Here is an 18,009-nt window from a genome sequence, read left to right as displayed (position 1 = left end):
GCACAATGGGCGAGGGGCCCGCGCCGCGAAAGCCGCCCGCACCGCCCGTGACGGGCAGCGCGGGCCGGGATCACGAGAGTTCGGGAGGCTTCAGGTCGGGGTGCCGTGCATGGAGCGGGCTCATGAAGTCGACCAGCATCGTGGTCAACAGCGACGAAACGAATTTGCGATAGATCACGAACTCGGCGTCGGGACACGACGCTTTCACTGTTAGCAAGGAGCGGTCCAGATCGGCGCCCATTTGCAGGATCAGATCGTTCAGCGCACGTGCGACGTGTTGGTCCGAGATCATGTATTGCCTGTCGGTACGGTCATTGGCGAGTATTTGCTCGCATATTTCTCTCCGCATTCGGGGCTGCGGTAGGGGCCCAAGTGCGTTGCCGATGGTCGGGTTGCCGACGAAAACAACGACGCTGTTTCGCGTGCCAAGGCAGAAGCAATGATTCGTTATGCGAAGGTATTTTCACAAAAATCTGAGAAAAGCCTTTGATTCACTTCGCAGTGGGATCGGAATGCTCGCTGGACGCCGCGATGTTCCCGAAAGTTAGTGGTAGCGAGAATCGTTGTCAACGGCGATATTTCGAGATAGCCGATGCGATCGGATATTTGAAGATGCTGCGGGATGTCGATTGAGGGGCGGTCGGATCGGAACCGCGTCGCGATCGGACGATGACGACGCGCTCCCGTGTTTCGGAAGCGCGCCGTTTTGGTGCGAGGCGCTTTCAGCGCTCGTCACTCCACAGCTTCCCGGCCGTCGCCCAGTTCTCCTTCTTCACGTCGGTCAGGATGATATCGACCGAGCCCGGCGTGCAGCCGAGCGTTTCGCACGTGACGCGCGTGATTGCTTCGACGAATGCGCGCTTTTGCTCGACGGTGCGGCCTTCGAAGAGCTGGATATTGAAAGTCGGCATGACAGATGCTCCGGTTGGGATTGAACGATTGACGACGAACGATTCGGTCGGGTGTGGAGGCGGCGTCAGTCGCGATACGACGGATCGATCCGGTCGAGCCGGCGCAGCAGCGCCGGCCATTCCAGTTCGCCTTCGATCGCGCCGCCGTCGCGCAGTTGTTCGGCGGTGCGCTCGGCGACGGCCGGCTCCGGCAGCACGAGCGGCCCGCCGCCGGCCTGCGCGCGCACCTGGATGTCGCACGCCTTGATCAGCGTATCCATCAGCACATAGGCTTCGGCGACGGTGCGGCCGACCGTCAGCGTGCCGTGGTTGCGCAGCAGCATCGCGGATTTCGCGCCGAGACTCGCGGTCAGCCGCATGCCTTCGGCCGGCGAGAACGCGAGCGCTTCGTAGTCGTGGTACGCGAGATCGCCATGAAAGCGTAACGCGTGCTGCGACGCCGGCAGCAGCCCGTCGCGCTGGATCGACACGGCGATGCCGGCCGTATTGTGCAGGTGTATCACGCAAACGGCGTCGGCGCGCGCGGCGTGCACGGCCGCATGCAGCGCGAAGCCGGTCACGTTGACGGCGTGCTCGCCGTCGCCGATCCGCTGGCCGGCCAGATCGATCTTCACGAGGTTCGATGCGCGAACCTCGTCGAACGTGAGGCCGAACGGGTTGATCAGGAAGTGGCCGGGCTCGCCGGGCACGGTCGCGGACAGATGCGTGTAGATCAGGTCGTCCCAGCCGTTCAGTGCGACGAGCCGGTATGCGGCGGCGAGGTCGACGCGCAATCGGCGCTCGGCGTCCGAGATCGGGCCGCCGGGCTTCACGGCATCAGGACGGTGTGCGAACGACATCGGGTTCTCCGAGGGTGAGGCGGCGCGCGACGGCTACGGTTGCCCACGACGCGAGCGCGAACGGGGCCGTGAACACCGGGATGCCCGCGCGCATCGCGAGCCATTGAATCAGCGCGGCGAGTGCGGCGGCCGCGAACGCCGCACGCGGCCCGCGCGACATCAGCGCAAGGGCGGCGAGCGCGCCGTTGAAGCCGAGCAGGCCGCCGGCGAACGACGTGCCGCTTGCGCCGAGTGCGACCAGCAGCACGGTCGAGACGACCGCGCCGCCAACCGCGAACGCGGCGGCGCGGCGGGATGCGACGGCGAGGCCGGCGACGACCAGCGCGCCGGCCCATGCGCCCTGCGCGAAGGTGGTCTGGGCGATACCGGACAGCAGCGCGTCGGTGGCGCAAGCCGGCGTCAGCAGCGGGCCGGCGGTTACGCCGTCCGCCTGTTGCAGTGCGATAAACGGGAACCACAGCGCGGTGACGGCCAGGCACGGGCTCGAATACGGGCATTGGCGCCAGCGGGCGAGCGATCCCCGCATCGCGCGTTGCACGAGCGCCGCGCCGATCGCCACCAGCGGCGCCAGCGCGACGGCGGCGAGTTGATGGGGCGCGAACAGCACGGCGATCAGCGCGGCCAGCGCGCCGTTGAAGCCGTGCAGCCCCTGTTCGACGTCGCGGCGCTCGGCGCCCGTCAGCACGGCCGTCATGCTGGCGGCGGCCGTGCCGACCAGCGCCGCGCACGCGAGCCGCAGGTCGGTCAGCGCGAGCGCGGCGAGCAGCAGCGTGCCGGTGAGCGCGTTCGCCTGCAGCACGACCTGCCCGATGCCGCGCAGCAGAATGCGCAGGTCGATCGGCGGCGAGGCAGGGCGGGCGGTAGGCATGATGACGGCGGAACAGGATGAGCCGCGAGCATAGGACACAATCCCATGCACCGGAATAGGGAATTCTGGATAGTCGGGATTTGTGCGACGATGCCCTGCAATGGGAAACCGGGAGGCGGAACGATGCGTGAAGTGCGGTGGGCGTCGCTCGAAGGCGACGGGGTCGAACATCTGACGTTCGACCGGAACGGCGGCGCGCTCGTCGTCGAAAGCGCGGTGGTCGGCCAGCGGTACGGTCGTGCGTATGGGCTTGCGTATCGCGTCGAGTGCGATGCGCAATGGCGCGTGACTTACGCAGTGCTCAAGGTAATGGGCGGCGGCACGCTCGAATTGCACGGCGACGGGGCCGGGCATTGGCGCGACGGTTCAGGCCGTGCACTGCCGGAACTGGAGGGTTGCATCGACATCGACATCGCGGCGACGCCGTTCACGAATTCGCTGCCGATCGGCCGTCTCGGGCTCGCGCGCGGCGAGCGACGGCCGATCGACGTCGCGTACATCTCGACGCCGGACCTGACGGTCACGCCGGTCAAGCAGGCTTATGCGTGCATCGAACCGGGTCGTCGCTATCGCTACGAAGGGATCTTCCGGAATTTCACCGCGGAAATGGACATCGACGACGACGGGCTCGTCGTCGATTACGAGACGCTGTTCAGACGCCTGCCGGCGCCGCCGACGGCACGCTGAACCGCGGCGTGCGTCGCCGCCGGCCGCTCCTGCGCGGATGCGAAGCGGTCGATCCGCGACGCGATCATGTCCGGGTGACGCAGCACGATCCAGTGCGTGCCGTCGATTTCCTCGCGCACGTGGTCGCCGAGCCAGCGATCGAGGTCGACCGACATCTCGGGCGTCACGTAGCGGTCGCGCACTGGAACCAGGATCTGCACCGGCGCCTGCGCGTACCGTTCGCGCGGCCTGCGGGCTCGTGCGAGGAAATTCGCGCGGTACATCTGCATCCCGTTCAGCGCGTTCTTCAGTTGCGCGGGATCGCGCTCGGCGCGCACGCGTTCGGTGAGCTGGAGCCAGCGCGGCCACAGCGCGGCACCGCCGAGCCGCCACACCAGCGACGGCACGAGCGGCAGGTGGAAGAACGCGATGTACCACGACTTCAGGCTCTGCTTGACGCGCATCTTCGCGCGGAACACGTGATCGAGGCACGGACCGGAGATCGACGTGTACGACGCGATGCGGCCGCGGAACGCCGGATCGGTCACGGCTTCCCAGCACTGGATCGAGCCCCAGTCGTGGCCGACCAGGTGGAACGGCCGGCCGCCGCAGGTCGCATCGGCCACCGCCTTCAGGTCGCCGGCGAGCCGTTCGAGCGTGTAGTCGGCACGGCGGCGCGGCGCATCCGATGCACCGGCGCCGCGCACGTCGTATGCGATCACGCGGTAGCGTTTCGCGAGCCGCGCGCGGATCGGCGCCCACACGGCCGCCGAGTCGGGATAGCCGTGCACGAGGATCAGCGGCGGCGCGCGACGCGAGCCGCTTGCGTAGACGGCGAGTTTCACGTCGCCCGACTGGACGGTCAGCATCTCGGGAGCGCGCGCCATGGCGTCATGCCTGCGCCACCGAATGCAGCGGCACGCGGCGCGGGGCGGCTTGCGCCGCATAGCGCGCGTTGGTCGCGTCGATGTTCTCGAGCAGCGCGTCGAGCTCCTGCAAGTACTGATGGTTATCGTGATCCCACGGGTGGAAGCCCGGGCGGAAGTAGTCGAGCCATTCGCGCGCGATGCTCGGGAACACGCCGTTCTTCGGGCTGTACAGATACTTCACGAGGCGCCACATGCCGCCGAACTTGCCGTGTTCGCGACGGTGGGCGCGCATCAGCCGCACGTGGAAGTCGAACACGATGGCCCAGAAGAACACGGTCGTCGTCAGCATCGTGCCGGTGCGCAGCAGGTAGCTGCCGAGGCCCGGCTTCATCACGGTGCGCCACACGTCGTAGGACACCGCCTTGTGCTCGGTTTCCTCCATCGCGTGCCACATCCACATCTGCCGGTAGCCTTCGACCGAGCCGTCGATCCGGTGCTCGTGGCCCGACAGCAACTGGTTCGCGAGGATCGCCGTGTAGTGCTCGAGCGCGATCGTGATCGCCAGCTGCATCGAGTGCGGCAGCACCTTCTTGAACCAGCCGAGGATCGTCCACAGGCGCTTGTCGAGCTTGTGCGCGGGCAGGCCGGACGCCTGCAGCAGGTCGTTGTACTCGATGTGCTCGCGCGTGTGCATCGCTTCCTGGCCGATGAAGCCGAGCACCTGCTTCTTCAGCTCGGGATCCTCGATCCGGTCGCGGTAGTGGCGCACCGAATCCATGAAGAAGCGTTCGCCGGCCGGGAACAGCAGCGACAGTGCGTTCATGAAGTGCGTGACCGGCACGCCCTGCACATGCCAGTCCTTCGCGCGTTCGGGCGGCAGCGCGAAACGGATGTCGCGCCGCACGGGCATCATGTTCGGTGTCGTCATGATTGTTCTCCCTGGTTGCCTGCATTGTTGTAGGTGGCGTGCACCGGCGCCGGCGTGCCGCGCGCGGCATGGCGCCGGGCCTTCGCGGCCTCGCGGCGCGTCGCGAGCACGACGAGCGCCTGGTAGGCGGCCGGCAGGATGCGTGCCATCCAGTCGGCGCCCTTCGCGTCGCGGCCGATCAGCACGCGGCGCTTGTTCTTGCGCACGCCGGCGAGGATCGTGCGCGCAGCTTCGTCGGCGGTCGTGATGAAGAACTTCTCGAAGCTGTCCTTGCCTTGCTGTTCGCTCTCGACGATGAAGCCGACCATGTTCTTCGCGACGCGGCTCGACTGCGCGATGTTCGTGCGGATGCCGCCCGGATGCACGCAGGTGGCCGACACGCCGCACTTCATCATGTCGAGCTCCTGGCGCAGCGATTCGGTGAAGCCGCGCACCGCGAACTTGGTCGCGTTGTAGCCGCTCATGCCCGGCTGCGCGAAGATCCCGAAGATGCTCGACGTGTTGATCACGTGGCCGTCGCCCGATGCCTTCAGGTGCGGCAGGAACGCCTTCGTGCCGTGCACGACGCCCCAGAAGTTGATGTTCACGATCCACTCGAGATCGCCGTATTCCATGCCTTCGATCGTGCTCGACAGCGCGACGCCCGCATTGTTGAAGATCAGGTTGACCTTGCCGTGCTCCTTCGCGGTGTCGTCGGCCCACGCGAACATCGCGTCGCGATCGCCGACGTCGAGCACGCGTGTCGACACGCGCACGTTCGGTGCGATCGCACGGACGATCCGTTCGGTCTCGGCGAGGCCGACGCCGTTCTTGTCGGCGAGCGACACGTGGCAGCCGGCCTGCGCGAGCTGGATCGCGAGCGCGCGACCCATGCCCGAGCCGGCGCCCGTGATCGCGGCGACCTTGTTGGCAAAATCTTTCATGTCGATGGCTCCTTGTCTGGCTCAGGCCGCTTCGGCGGACGTGGAAGCGGAAGCGGCCGGCGCGGCGACGGGCCGCGCGGTCGTGTCGTGCTGCGGCGCGCGATACGTGTGGTAATCGGCGATCGAGAAGTGCGCGGTCGCCTGGCGGAAGCGCCACGTGAAGCCCGGCCACAGCGTCGTGTTCTTGCCGGTGCGCGGGTCGAGGTACCAGCTCTTGCAGCCGCCCGTCGACCAGATCGCCTTTTTCAGCTTGCCCTGCAGGTCGCGGTTGAACTGCGCCTCGACGAGCGGGCGCACCTCGATCGCATCCGCGCGTTCGCGGTGCATCGCCTGCAGCGCGCCGAGGATGTACTCGATCTGCGATTCGATCATGAACACCATCGAGTTGTGGCCGAGGCCCGTGTTCGGGCCGACGATCATGAAGAAGTTCGGATAGCCCGGCAGCGTCGTGCCGAGATACGCATGCGCGCCGTCGCGCCACGCGTCGACGATGTCGAGGCCGCCGCGGCCGATGATCGCCCCGCGCGGATACGGGTCGGCCACCTGGAAGCCGGTGCCGTAGATCAGGCAATCGACTTCATGACGCTTGCCGTCGGTCGTCACGACCGCGTCGGCTTCGATGCGATCGATGCCGGTCGTGATCACGTCGACGTTCTTGCGCGACAGCGCCGGGTAGTAGTCGTTCGAGATCAGCACGCGCTTGCAGCCGAGCGTGTAGTTCGGCGTGACCGTCTTGCGCAGCGCCGGGTCGGGAATCTGTTTGCGGATGTGGCGCAGCGCGAGCTTCTGCACGTTTTTCATCAGCGACGGATGGATCGCGAAGCCGAGCACGCGCGATTCGAGCATCCAGTAGATGCCGCTGCGCACGACCTTCTGCGTGAACGGCAGCGTGCGGAACAGCCATTTCTCGAAGCCGGTCAGGTTGCGGTCGGGCTTCGGCATGATCCACGGCGGCGTGCGCTGGAACAGCGTGAGCGACTTCACGCGCGGCGCGATCTGCGGCACGAACTGGATCGCACTCGCGCCGGTGCCGATCACCGCGACGCGTTTGCCTTCGAGCGCGTAATCGTGATCCCACTGCTGCGAATGGAATGCGCGGCCCTGGAAGGTTTCGACGCCGGGAATCGCCGGCAGCGCGGCGCGCGACAGGCCGCCCATTCCCGACACCAGCACGCGCGCGGATAGTCGCTTGCCGTTCGCGAACGTGAGGCGCCAGCGTTGCGCGGCTTCGTCGTATTCGGCGCGCTGCAGTTCGTGATTCATCCGCAGGTGCGGGCCGACGCCGAAGCGCTGCACGCAGTCTTCCAGATACGCGCGGATCTCCGGCTGCGGCGCGAACATGCGCGTCCAGCGCGGGTTCGGCGCGAACGAGAACGAATAGACGTGCGATTGCACGTCGCATGCACACCCGGGGTAATGATTGTCGCGCCATGTGCCGCCGACCGACGCGGCTTTCTCGAGGACGACGAAGTCGGTCACGCCCGTTTGTTTCAGGCGGATCGCCATCCCGAGGCCGGCAAAGCCGGTGCCGATGATGGCGATGTCGATGGTTTCGTCCAGGCCGTCATGGCCGGGTGGACCGAAAGGCAACGTGCGAGCATTCATCCGGGTGTCTCCGATTTGGCTCATTTTTTAATGTTACATTGGTTGATGTAACGATAGTGCGTGAACCCGGAAACCGCAAGAGGCTAGAAGCGGCGCTCTAAGGGCCGAAAACCAGGCGGGAAAAGGCTGAGCGGGGTTTGGAACGGTCCGGTTTCCGCGATGCGGGATGAGCGGAAAAGGCCGTCGACAGGGCGAGACACGGAAGAAGCGGGGCCGCCGGCACGCGGCGGCCTGTTTGAAACGGTATCAGGGACGGATCGACCGGTTGGCCGTCTCATGGAAAACCCCGGCCACGATCGTGACCTGCGCGAGCGCATAGAGGCCCCAGATGAAATAGTCGATACCCGGAAAACCGCCGAGGAACCGACCGACGCCGATCAGCGTGTCGGAGCCGACGAAGACCAGGCTGCCGATTGCGACCAGCGGGCCGTGCGTGCGGGCGGCGAGCGCGAAGCTTGCCATCGAGCACAGCACGAGCATGTAGACGGCGACCGGTGCCAGCAGCTCGCCGAGATGCGGGAGGAACGCCACGTAAAACGCCGGCGCGGCGATCCACAGTCCGACGAGTGCAACGATGCGCCAGCCGTGCGGCCGCGCGCGCCACCGGAAGAAGATCGCGCAATAACACAGATGCGTGAGCAGGAACGCGCCGAGGCCGAGGACGAACGACAGCGGCCAGTCGGGCAGCGCGAGCAGCACGTCGCCGAGCACGGCGGTCGCGAGCGCCGCGCACAGCCACGTTCGTTCGCGCGGTGCGCCGCAGGTGCTGCCCGCCGCGAGCAGCAGGATGCCCATCGCGGCTTTCGCGGCGGCCTGGCCCGGATAGGGCGCGGCGGCGAGCGACAGCCCGTACAGCAGCGCCGCGGCGATGGCGAGCGGCCAGAGCCGGCGGTAGGCGGCGGGAAGCGTGGCGATCAAGGCGGGGGTCTCCGGTTCGTTGTCGTCCGCGGCGGACGGCGCGCGGTCGATGGCGCGGCTGCCGGCCATTATCCGGAAGAACGGGGGCGCGAAAACCGGCGAATCCTTCTAGGAAACGACGGCGACGGGCCGCGACGCCGCCAGCGGATTTTTCCGCGCGTTGCCCCGGCTGAACCGGGGCAACGGCGGCGGATCGGCTTGCTATGATCGCCGCGGTATTGCCGTTGTCGCTGTCGATGTCCCGCCTCGCCTCGCGACTGGATGCGCGAGCCGGTGCAGGCATGACGTATCCACGCCGTGCCCGGCCCGAGCGCTCGCTCGAAGCGGGGCGGCCCGGCCACCACGAACCCGAACTCGACCATGACCGATCTTCTTCACGGCGACGGCGCGATCCGTCGCACGACGCCGTACGGCTCCTCGATCGAAAACACCTATGCGGGCGTGCTGTCGTTCATGCGCCGCAATTACTCGCGCACGCTCGACGGTATCGACGTCGCGATTTCCGGCGTGCCGCTCGATCTCGCGACGACCTATCGTTCCGGTGCGCGGCTCGGGCCGGCCGCGGTCCGTGCGGCGAGCGTGCAGCTCGCGGAGCTCCATCCGTATCCGTGGGGCTTCGATCCGTTCGACGACCTCGCGGCCGTCGATTATGGCGACTGCTGGTTCGACGCGCACAACCCGCTGTCGATCAAGCCCGCGATCGTCGAGCATGCGCGCACGATCCTGCATTCGGGCGCGAAGATGCTGACGCTCGGCGGCGACCACTACATCACGTATCCGCTGCTGGTCGCGCACGCGGAGCGCTACGGCAAGCCGCTGTCGCTGATCCATTTCGACGCGCACTGCGATACGTGGGCCGATGACGATCCGGACAGCCTCAATCACGGGACGATGTTCTACAAGGCGGTGAAGGAAGGGCTCATCGATCCCGCGACGTCGGTGCAGGTCGGTATCCGCACGTGGAACGACGACTTTCTCGGGATCGAGCGGCTCGATGCCGCGTGGGTGCATGACCATGGTGCGCGGGCGGCGGTCGAGCGGGTCGTCGAGATCGTCGGCGCGCGGCCTGCGTATCTGACGTTCGATATCGATTGCCTCGATCCCGCCTTCGCGCCGGGAACGGGGACGCCGGTCGCGGGCGGATTGTCGTCGGCGCAGGCGCTGGCGATCGTGCGGGGGCTCGGGGCGGTGAATCTGGTCGGGGCGGATGTGGTGGAGGTGGCGCCTGCGTACGATCACGCGGACATCACGGCGATCGCGGCCGCGCACGTGGCTTGCGATCTGCTGTGTCTGTGGCGGCAGAAGAAGGTGGCGGGGCGGTGAAGTCGGTGAACGGACGGGTGATGCAGCAGGCCGGCGGGCAGATTGCCCGCCGGTTTTTTGATGGTCGTCTGCACTGATGTCGCGAGTACGTCGTCGACGTCCGCGCGCAGAGGACGCAGCTTGACGACGACGTCGGAGGGACGATCCGGAGGTTCGAATCGACCGCACCCACGGCTCATGCGCGATGAGCACCGGTACTGGGGGCGCTGCCGTTAGCCGCGCGTATCGACCCAGTTGCGTGCCCAGCGTGCCGAATGCGCCAGCGCCTGCGCTTCGCTCGCGAAGTAATCGAGTGAATAGAACTGGTAGCGGCCTTCGTCGTGCGTGCTGTCGGTACGTTCGAGCAGCAGGTTGGATGAAAAACACCCGTCGGGCAGGCGATGCGCCGAGGGTTGGACGGCATAGCCGTTGTACTGTTGAATTCGTTGGTTGTCCATTTTAATTTTAATAATGGCCGAGTGCGCGCGTGCCGTGCGCCATACGCACGGGTACGCCGATTCAACGCCATTGCGAGCGGAATCTGACGCAGTCGGAAAGTGAAAATAAGGCGTTGCGGCCGGAGGGGGGGATGAAGTGCAACGAGACGTGTGGCGCTGGGCAAGCTGCTGACTGAACAGATGCAGATCGAGCCGATCGCGCCAACTTTGGGAGACGAAGCTCCGTGGGGATGTCGCTGCGACCCGGCGTCCATCGCGGGAGGCCGGGCCCTTCAAACTTTACAGCGGCTTGATGTTGGCCGCTTGCAGACCCTTCGGGCCTTGCTTCGTTTCGAAGCTCACTTTTTGATTCTCGGCCAGCGTCTTGAAGCCGTCGGCGCGGATTTCGGAGAAGTGAGCGAACAGGTCGTCGCCGCCTTTGTCCGGCGTGATGAAGCCAAAGCCTTTGCTGTCGTTGAACCACTTGACGATACCGGTATCCATGAAGATTCCTTGAGAAAAAATATACGGGGAGTTGCTCTGTTGGAGAGCGCCTGAAGCGTCAAGGAGGGAGAGGACAACGAATACCGCTGGGGGGAGAGCGAGCAATTGATGAACAGCAATCGGACTTCTTGGACTTCGACGCATACAGTAACCGCCGGGCGGGTTAGCGTCAACCGATAACTTGTAACTGTGTTGCGGCGCGGCGGGTTACCGTAGGCAGAGCGATGCGGTGCCGTCCGGCGGGAACGAGGGCCGAACGGCGCTGCCGGCCTTTCGCCGACCCATGAGAACGGCGGTTCCCGCCTGCAACGGCCGCCGGTCTTTCCGCGAACCGGATACGCGCGCGTTGTCAGCGACGAGCCGACGCAAGCGGCGGCCCTATGCGTCGTCGCCGTCGCCTTGCGTCTCGCTCGTACCGGCCTGCCGTGCCGCTTCGTCGCTGAGCTTCTTGTCGAGGATCGTCGCGACCCGCCCGCCGAGATACGCGCTGGCGGCCGTTTCGAGCGCGCGGTTCGTCTCGGCCTCGACGAACACGGCCGCGAGCGGGCGCAGGCGCCAGATCGCGTCGACCAGTGCCGGCACGTCGGTGGCCGGCGGCAGCGTGCCGGCGTCGTAGCGGTCGAGCCGTTTCACGACGAGATCGACGAGCAACCGCGCGATCGCGTCGAAATGCGGGCGCGCGAGGCTGATCACGTCGAGCAGCTCGCGCGGCGGAATCCCTTCCTTCGTCATCGCGGCCGCCGCCTCGAGCAGCGCGGGGCTTTTCGCGACGAACGACAGGCCGCGCCGTTCCAACAGCCCGAGCTCGGTCACGCGCGACAGTTGCGTGGTTGCCTGCGGGCCGAACATCTGCGCGAGCGCGGCGAGCGAATAGGTTTTCGGCAGTTCGTGCGACCAGCGGCCGCCGATCGCGTTTTCGAGGCCGAGGATCGAGCGCAGGTCGTGGCCTTCGTCGATCGCCTTGATCAGGTCCTGGATGTTCGACAGCGTATAGCCGCGCGCGAGCAGATGGTTGATCAGCTTCAGGCGCGCGACGTGCGTGTCGTCGTAGATGCCGACGCGCCCGCGTTTCTCCGGCGGCGCGAGCAGCCCGCGATCCTGATAGGCGCGGACGTTGCGCACGGTGGTATCGGACACGCGCGCGAGTTCGTCGACCGTGTACTCGTTGCGGGTATCCGGCGCGGCCTCGTCGGGCGTGGAATGAGTCTGTTTTGGCATGCGGCCATTCTAGCGCGCCGCGCCAGGCTCGGGCGAGGCGGGGTGCGTGTTCGCGCCGTCGCCGAGCGGGCGCTGCAGCAGCGCCGTGTCGATCCAGCGGCCGTGCTTGAAACCGACCGCTTTCAGCAGGCCGGCCGGCTCGAAGCCGAACGCGCGATGCAGCGACGTCGAGCCGCCGGTGCCGCCGTCCGCGATCACCGCGATCATCTGTCGCCACGGGCCGCGTTCGCAGTGCTCGATCAGCGCCGCGAGCAACGCGCGGCCGATGCCGCGCCCACGCTGCGCATCGTCGATGTAGATCGAATCCTCGACCGTGAAGCGGTACGCGCTGCGCGTGCGGTACGGCGTTGCGTAGGCGTAGCCGGCCACGCGGCCGTCGCTTTCGGCGACGAGATACGGCAACCCGTGGCGCAGCACCGCGTCGCGGCGTGCGCGCAGTTCGGCGAGGTCAGGCGGCGTTTCCTCGAACGACGCGACGCTGTGGTGAACGTGGTGCGCATAGATCGCGTGGATCGCATCGAGATCGGCGTCGGTCGCGTCGCGAACGACGCAGGCGGGAGCGGCAGGCATGGCGTTAGGGCGAATGAAATCAAAACGCTACTATGCCGGCCGCCGGCGCGCATGGCAAAGCCGTTTGCGGTTTCGGCGGCTTACAGCCTGCCGTCCGCCGCGTGGACCGCATCGGCGATCGCGTCGGCGACGCGCTGCACGCGGGGCGACCGGCGCACGTCCGGGTGAACGACGAGCCAGATCTCGCGCTCGATGTCGCAGCGCGGCGCGGCCGTCAGCTCGACGAGCGGCGCGCCGGCGTGCGCGGCCGGATCGTCGACGAGAAACCGCGGCAGCAGCGCGACGCCAGCCCCGGCTGCGCAGGCGCGATGCTGCGCGGCCAGGTCGTTGGCGATGAACGCAAAACGACGCCCGGCTGCGAAGCGTTCGAGCCATTGCTGTTGCGGCGTTTGCGCGAGCGCATCGTCGTAGCCGACGAACGGCCAGCTATCGGGCGGCGCGTCCGCCCATTCCCGGGCCGCGCACAGCGCGAAGCGCATCGTGCCGAGCCGGCGCGCGGCGAGCCCCGGTTCGCTCGGCCGCGACAGCCGCACCGCGAGATCGGCTTCGCGTGTGTACAGGTTCGCCGCATGCATCTCGCCCATCAGGTCGATTCGCAACGCCGGCCATGCGCGCTGCGCGCGGGCCAGACGCGGCGCGAGGAAATGGCTGGCGAATACCGGCGACGCCGATACGCGCACCACGCCGTCGAGCGCGGCCGCGCCCTGCGCCGCGCGCGCGAACGCATGCGCGTCGGCTTCGAGGCGCGCGGCATGCTCGGCGACGTGCAGCCCTTCGTCGGTCGGCGGCCAGCCGCGCGGCAGCCGGTCGAACAGCCGGATCCCGACCGCCGACTCCAGCGCGTCGATCCGCCGCGCGACCGTCGAATGCTGGACCTGCAGCGCCCGGGCGGCGGCCGACAGGCTGCCGCCGCGCATCACCGCCAGGAAATAGCGAATGTCATCCCAGCTCATCGGCAGCATGGGCGCGGCCACAGAATCTCGATCGGTTGAATTTTGCACAGTAGATGGGCGTTGAACGTGAATTCCGTTCGATTATGCACGATGAGATGATCGTGTCACTTCATTCGATAGCGAGGAACACCATGACCCAAACCGCCCATGCCATCCGGATCGGGATCGACCGTTACGGCGACGCCGACGTGCTGCGCCGCGTCGATGCGCCCGTCGGGCCGCCCGGGGCCGGAGAAGTGCGGATTCGCCAGACCGCGATCGGCGTGAATTTCGTCGACATCTATTTCCGAACGGGCGCGCACGCGTTGCCCGCGCTGCCGGAAGCGCTCGGCGTCGAGGCGGCCGGCGTGATCGACGCGGTCGGGCCGGGCGTGACGGATCTCGTGCCCGGGCAGCGCGTCGCGTACGCCGGCCTGCCGACCGGCAGCTATGCGAGCCTGCGCACGATGCCGGCCGAGCGCGTGCTGCCGATTCCCGACGGGCTGAGCGATGAAGCCGTTGCCGCCGGGCTGCTGAAGGGCATCACCGTCTACATGCTGCTGCATCGTGTCCGGCAGGTCGGCGCCGGCGACACGGTGCTCGTGCATGCGGCGGCCGGCGGCGTCGGGCTGCTCGCGACGCAGTGGGCGCGTGCGCTCGGCGCGCGGGTGATCGGCACGGTCGGATCGGCCGCGAAAGCCGCGCTCGTGCGCGCGCACGGCGCGCAAGCGGTGGTCGATTATCGCGAGGAGGATTTCGTCGCGGCCGCGCGTACGTTCGGCGGCGGCGCGGGTGTCGACTACGCGATCGACGGCATCGGCGGCGACGTGCTGACCCGCACGCTCGGGGCGATTCGTCCGTTCGGCATGGTCGCGAGCATCGGGCAGGTGGCCGCGATCGGCGCGCGGCAGACGTTCGATCTCGACGAATTGGGCCCGGCCCGTTCGATCGCGCTTGCGCGGCCGAGCGTGCTCGGTTTCATCGCGCGCGACGTCGGCGCGTATCGGGACGCCGCGCGTGCGACGCTCGACCGGCTGGCGGGCGGCATGCACGTCGAGATCGGCGCGCGGCTGCCGCTCGAACAGGCGGCCGACGCGCACCGGTTGCTGGAGTCGCGCGCGACGACGGGCGGGGTCGTGCTGCTGGCGTGACGGTGGGGGCGGCGGCTCGCGCGGCGGCCCGGCGGTCGCATCGCGAGCCGCAGGCGCTCAGTGGTGCTTGCGCAGCGGTGCATCCTCGACGAACCATGCGAGCACGAACGCGATCGCAATCACCGCAGCGGCCGACAGATAGACGACGTGCAGCGAACCGGCGAACGCGTGCAGGTACGCGTCGCGCACGGCATCCGGCAACTGGTGCACGGCGGCCGGGCCGAGCGCGGGCGACAGCTCGGTACCGGCCGGCAGCGCATGCATCATCCGCGACTGCAGCCCGTGCGAAAACAGCGCGCCGAATGCGGCGACGCCGAGCGAGCCGCCGATCGAGCGGAACAGCGTCGCGCCCGACGTCGCCACACCCATGTGCCGGAATTCGACCGTGTTCTGCACGGCGAGCGTCAGCACGGGCATCACCATCCCGAGCCCGATCCCGAGCAGCGCCATGTACGCGTACATCGTGTGCAGCGGCGTATCGAGCGCCAGCGTCGACAGCAACGCCATCGCGACGCCGCCCATCAGCGTCCCCCCGATCGGGAACAGCCGGTACGAGCCGAACCGCGAGATCAGCCGCCCGCTGACGATCGACGTCACGAGCATGCCGCCCATCATCGGCAGCAGTTGCATGCCGGCCTGCGACGGCGTCGAGCCCTTCACGACCTGCAGGTAGAGCGGGATGAACGTGACCGAGCCGAACAACGCGATGCCGACCACGAAGCCGATCAGGCTGACCAGCACGAAGGTGCGATGGCGGAACAGGTCGAGCGGCATGATCGGCTCGGCCGCGATGCGCTCCTCGTAAATGAAGCCGCCGATCGCGACGAGACCGAGCACGAGCGTCATCCACAGCTGGGGCGACGTCCATGGCAGCAGCGAGCCGCCTTCGCTCGTGAACAGGATCACGCAGGTCAGGGCGGTCGCGAGGAACGCGGCGCCCATGTAGTCGATCCGGTGCTTCACATGCGCGGTGTGCGGCCGGAACGCCATGCCGATCACCGCGAGCGCGAGCGCACCGAGCGGCAGGTTGATCGTGAAGATCCAGCGCCATGAAAGATGCTCGACCAGGAAGCCGCCGAGCAGCGGGCCGACGATCGTCGCGAGGCCGTAGACGCCGCCGAACATCCCCTGGTAGCGCGCCCGGCGATCGGGCGGGACCAGATCGCCGATCGCGGCCATCGTGACGACCATCAGGCCGCCGCCGCCGAGCCCCTGCAGCGCGCGCAGCACGATCAGTTGCGTCATGTCCTGCGCGATGCCGCACAGCGCGGAGCCGGCGAGGAACAGCACGATCGCGACCTGCAGCACGATCTTGCGGCCGTACAGGTCGCCGAGCTTGCCGTACAGCGGCAGCACCACGGTCGACGACAGCAGGTACGCGGTGACGACCCACGACAACTGGTCGAGCCCGCCGAGTTCGCCGACGATCGTCGGCAGCGCGGTCGACACGATCGTCTGGTCGAGCGCGGACAGCAGCATCACGAGCAGCAGCGCGGCGACGATCAGCCCGGTCGGCGCATTGCGGCGGGCCGCGTCCGCGGACGGGGAAGTGAGGAGCGTATGGGGTGTCATCGAAATATCTGCCATGGCAGGGAATTGAGTCGAAATATAGCCATGGATGATTGCCTAGTCAATTTCTGCCCAGACTCGATATGTTGCAGTCGTAACAGGAAATTGCCGCCCGAAAAATTGATCGCGGTCAGCCGCGAAGCAGGGACGGACTCAAGTTTTTTGCAGGCAAACCGTAATACAGCTTGCCGCGGACCGATTGCCGCGGCGCTTTTCATCGCTCACGTGCCGTCATGAACCTGAACGCCCTGTTTTCCCGTTTCTCGATCCGTACGCGGATTTTCTCCACGCTCGGCCTCGTCGCCGCGCTGCTCGTCGTGTCGGGGCTGATCGGCCTCGCGGGCATGCAGAGCTCGAACCGCGCCCTCGACGAGGCCTATACGCGGCAACTGGCGGCGAAGACCGCGCTGGCCGCGGCGAGCCTGAACCTGACGATCGTGCGTACGACGCTCGACCGTGCGCTGCTGCATCCGGAAGCGCCGGAGGTGCCCGATCTCGTGAAGAAGGCCGAGGGCTATCTCGCGAAGGCGGACACGGCGTGGCGCAATTACGCGGCGATGCCGCACGGCGACGACGAAGGCCCGCTGGCGAGCCGCCTCGATGCCGCGCGCCAGGCGCTGATCGGACAGGCGCTGAAGCCGATGATCGAGGCGATTCGCGAAGGGCGACGCGACGAAGCCGACCGGCTGCTGATGACGGTCGCGCCGCCCCTGTCGGTCGCGCTCACGCAGGCGACCGACGCGCTCGATGCATACCAGGCCGCGCGCGGCAAGGACGTGTACGACACCGCGCAGACCTATTACGGCTGGATGCGCATGGGCGCGATCGCGGGCATCGCATTCGGCCTGGCCGCGTGCCTCGGTTGCGCGGTCGGCCTGCATTTCGCGATCACGCAGCCGGTGAATCGCCTGCTGTCGCATTTCCGTCGGCTGTCGGACGGCGACCTCACGTCGGAAGTGCACTGGTCGTCGCGCGACGAGATGGCCGAACTGGTCAAGGGCGTGACCGGCATGCAGCGCAGCCTCGCGGATACGGTGCGCCAGGTGAGCCAGGGTTCCGAGGCGATTTCGACGGCGACGCACCAGATCGCGGCCGGCAACACCGATCTGTCGCAGCGCACCGAGGAACAGGCGTCGGCGCTGCAGGAGACGGCCGCGAGCATGGAGCAATTGACGGCGACCGTGAAGCAGAACGCCGATCACGCGCTCGAGGCGCAGGCCTGCGCGGACAGCGCGAGCGAGATCGCGACGCGCGGCGCGACGGTCGTCGGCGAGGTGATCGGCACGATGAACGAGATCGACCGGAGCTCGCAGAAGGTCGCCGACATCATCGGCACGATCGAAGGCATCGCGTTCCAGACCAACATCCTCGCGCTGAATGCGGCGGTCGAAGCCGCGCGTGCGGGCGAGCAGGGCCGCGGCTTCGCGGTGGTCGCGGGCGAGGTGCGCACGCTGGCGCAACGCTCGGCGTCCGCGGCGAAGGAAATCCGCACGCTGATCGGCGAATCGGTCGAGCGTGTCGCGACCGGCTCGCGGCTCGTCGGTACGGCCGGCGCGACGATGCAGGACATCCAGCAGGCAATCGGGCGCGTGACGGGCATCATGACGGAGATCGCGGCCGCATCGAGCGAGCAGCGCGACGGGATCGAGCAGGTGAACCGCGCAGTGTCGCAGATGGATCAGGTGTCGCAGCAGAACGCGGCACTGGTCGAGCAGGCGGCCGCGGCTGCCGCGTCGCTCGAGGAGCAGGCGGATGGGCTGCGTCGCGCGGTGGGGGCGTTTCGGGTCGCTTGAAGCGAA

General features: G+C 67.6%; 19 protein-coding genes. 4 read left to right on the top strand and 15 right to left on the bottom strand.

Annotated elements, in window-relative coordinates; genetic code table 11:
- Positions 1 to 70: 70 nt before the first annotated feature.
- The 4 genes from WT97_RS11025 to WT97_RS11010 all read right to left on the bottom strand — a co-directional run bounded on the left by WT97_RS11025 (position 71) and on the right by WT97_RS11010 (position 2,618).
- The gene (locus WT97_RS11025; RefSeq protein ID WP_059500250.1) at positions 71 to 292 is read right to left on the bottom strand and encodes a hypothetical protein; all 222 of its coding nucleotides are present in this window, start codon (positions 290 to 292) and stop codon (positions 71 to 73) included.
- 430 nt (positions 293 to 722) lie between these two features.
- Positions 723 to 911, bottom strand: a complete 189-nt coding sequence (locus tag WT97_RS11020; RefSeq protein WP_059500251.1) for a 4-oxalocrotonate tautomerase — start codon at positions 909 to 911, stop codon at positions 723 to 725.
- 65 nt (positions 912 to 976) lie between these two features.
- The gene (locus WT97_RS11015; RefSeq protein WP_060353427.1) at positions 977 to 1,750 is read right to left on the bottom strand and encodes a class II aldolase/adducin family protein; all 774 of its coding nucleotides are present in this window, start codon (positions 1,748 to 1,750) and stop codon (positions 977 to 979) included.
- A complete protein-coding gene (locus WT97_RS11010; protein WP_060353426.1) occupies positions 1,728 to 2,618 on the bottom strand; it encodes an urea transporter in 891 nt (296 codons plus the stop codon). The genes WT97_RS11015 and WT97_RS11010 overlap by 23 nt, the downstream gene beginning before the upstream one ends.
- A gap of 123 nt (positions 2,619 to 2,741) precedes the next feature.
- On the opposite strand from WT97_RS11010, the gene WT97_RS11005 reads away from it, so the two are divergent.
- Positions 2,742 to 3,305, top strand: coding sequence for a putative glycolipid-binding domain-containing protein (locus WT97_RS11005; protein ID WP_060353425.1), 564 nt, complete (start codon positions 2,742 to 2,744; stop codon positions 3,303 to 3,305).
- Here the strand turns inward: WT97_RS11005 and WT97_RS11000 are convergent.
- From WT97_RS11000 to WT97_RS10980, 5 genes are all read right to left on the bottom strand, one after another.
- Positions 3,257 to 4,171, bottom strand: coding sequence for an alpha/beta fold hydrolase (locus tag WT97_RS11000; protein WP_059500255.1), 915 nt, complete (start codon positions 4,169 to 4,171; stop codon positions 3,257 to 3,259). The genes WT97_RS11005 and WT97_RS11000 overlap by 49 nt on opposite strands.
- A 4-nt stretch (positions 4,172 to 4,175) precedes the next feature.
- On the bottom strand, positions 4,176 to 5,081 hold the full coding sequence (locus WT97_RS10995) for a metal-dependent hydrolase (protein WP_059500256.1): 906 nt from the start codon (positions 5,079 to 5,081) through the stop codon (positions 4,176 to 4,178).
- Positions 5,078 to 6,004: an SDR family oxidoreductase gene (locus WT97_RS10990; protein WP_059500257.1), complete on the bottom strand. Its 927-nt coding sequence runs from the start codon at positions 6,002 to 6,004 to the stop codon at positions 5,078 to 5,080. Before WT97_RS10990 ends, WT97_RS10995 begins: the two co-directional genes overlap by 4 nt.
- Before the next feature lie 21 nt (positions 6,005 to 6,025).
- On the bottom strand, positions 6,026 to 7,609 hold the full coding sequence (locus tag WT97_RS10985; RefSeq protein WP_060353424.1) for an NAD(P)/FAD-dependent oxidoreductase: 1,584 nt from the start codon (positions 7,607 to 7,609) through the stop codon (positions 6,026 to 6,028).
- A 246-nt stretch (positions 7,610 to 7,855) separates the two neighbouring features.
- Positions 7,856 to 8,527 (bottom strand): lysoplasmalogenase, encoded by a 672-nt coding sequence (locus tag WT97_RS10980; protein ID WP_060353475.1) that lies wholly within the window; start codon positions 8,525 to 8,527, stop codon positions 7,856 to 7,858.
- A 360-nt stretch (positions 8,528 to 8,887) separates the two neighbouring features.
- On the opposite strand from WT97_RS10980, the gene speB reads away from it, so the two are divergent.
- Complete coding sequence (speB, locus tag WT97_RS10975; protein WP_060353423.1) at positions 8,888 to 9,850, top strand: agmatinase; 963 nt, start codon at positions 8,888 to 8,890, stop codon at positions 9,848 to 9,850.
- A 212-nt stretch (positions 9,851 to 10,062) separates the two neighbouring features.
- Here speB and WT97_RS10970 read toward each other — a convergent pair whose 3' ends face one another.
- From WT97_RS10970 to WT97_RS10950, 5 genes are all read right to left on the bottom strand, one after another.
- Positions 10,063 to 10,287, bottom strand: a complete 225-nt coding sequence (locus WT97_RS10970; protein WP_059500259.1) for a hypothetical protein — start codon at positions 10,285 to 10,287, stop codon at positions 10,063 to 10,065.
- Between the two features lie 279 nt (positions 10,288 to 10,566).
- Positions 10,567 to 10,770, bottom strand: a complete 204-nt coding sequence (locus WT97_RS10965; protein ID WP_011549079.1) for a cold-shock protein — start codon at positions 10,768 to 10,770, stop codon at positions 10,567 to 10,569.
- Positions 10,771 to 11,148: 378 nt separating this feature from the next.
- Positions 11,149 to 11,988 (bottom strand): MerR family transcriptional regulator, encoded by an 840-nt coding sequence (locus tag WT97_RS10960; RefSeq protein ID WP_060353422.1) that lies wholly within the window; start codon positions 11,986 to 11,988, stop codon positions 11,149 to 11,151.
- 9 nt (positions 11,989 to 11,997) lie between these two features.
- Positions 11,998 to 12,558 carry a GNAT family N-acetyltransferase gene (locus tag WT97_RS10955; protein ID WP_060353421.1) on the bottom strand — a complete coding sequence of 187 codons (561 nt, stop codon included), beginning with the start codon at positions 12,556 to 12,558 and terminating at the stop codon, positions 11,998 to 12,000.
- A gap of 80 nt (positions 12,559 to 12,638) precedes the next feature.
- Positions 12,639 to 13,511: a LysR family transcriptional regulator gene (locus WT97_RS10950; RefSeq protein ID WP_060353474.1), complete on the bottom strand. Its 873-nt coding sequence runs from the start codon at positions 13,509 to 13,511 to the stop codon at positions 12,639 to 12,641.
- Between the two features lie 131 nt (positions 13,512 to 13,642).
- Here WT97_RS10950 and WT97_RS10945 point away from each other — a divergent pair, with 131 nt between their 5' ends.
- Complete coding sequence (locus tag WT97_RS10945; protein ID WP_060353420.1) at positions 13,643 to 14,641, top strand: quinone oxidoreductase; 999 nt, start codon at positions 13,643 to 13,645, stop codon at positions 14,639 to 14,641.
- 57 nt (positions 14,642 to 14,698) lie between these two features.
- Here the strand turns inward: WT97_RS10945 and WT97_RS10940 are convergent, their stop codons facing one another.
- A complete protein-coding gene (locus WT97_RS10940; protein ID WP_060353473.1) occupies positions 14,699 to 16,213 on the bottom strand; it encodes an MDR family MFS transporter in 1,515 nt (504 codons plus the stop codon).
- 230 nt (positions 16,214 to 16,443) lie between these two features.
- Between WT97_RS10940 and WT97_RS10935 the strand changes: the two genes are divergently transcribed.
- Complete coding sequence (locus WT97_RS10935) at positions 16,444 to 18,003, top strand: methyl-accepting chemotaxis protein (RefSeq protein WP_059500264.1); 1,560 nt, start codon at positions 16,444 to 16,446, stop codon at positions 18,001 to 18,003.
- The last annotated feature ends 6 nt before the right edge of the window (positions 18,004 to 18,009 follow it).

The sequence above is a fragment of the Burkholderia sp. MSMB1459WGS genome (genome assembly GCF_001534535.1).
Taxonomy (GTDB): Bacteria; Pseudomonadota; Gammaproteobacteria; order Burkholderiales; family Burkholderiaceae; genus Burkholderia.
The sequence above is the reverse complement of the archived record's forward strand: the minus strand, read 5'-3'. Positions and strand labels throughout refer to the sequence as shown.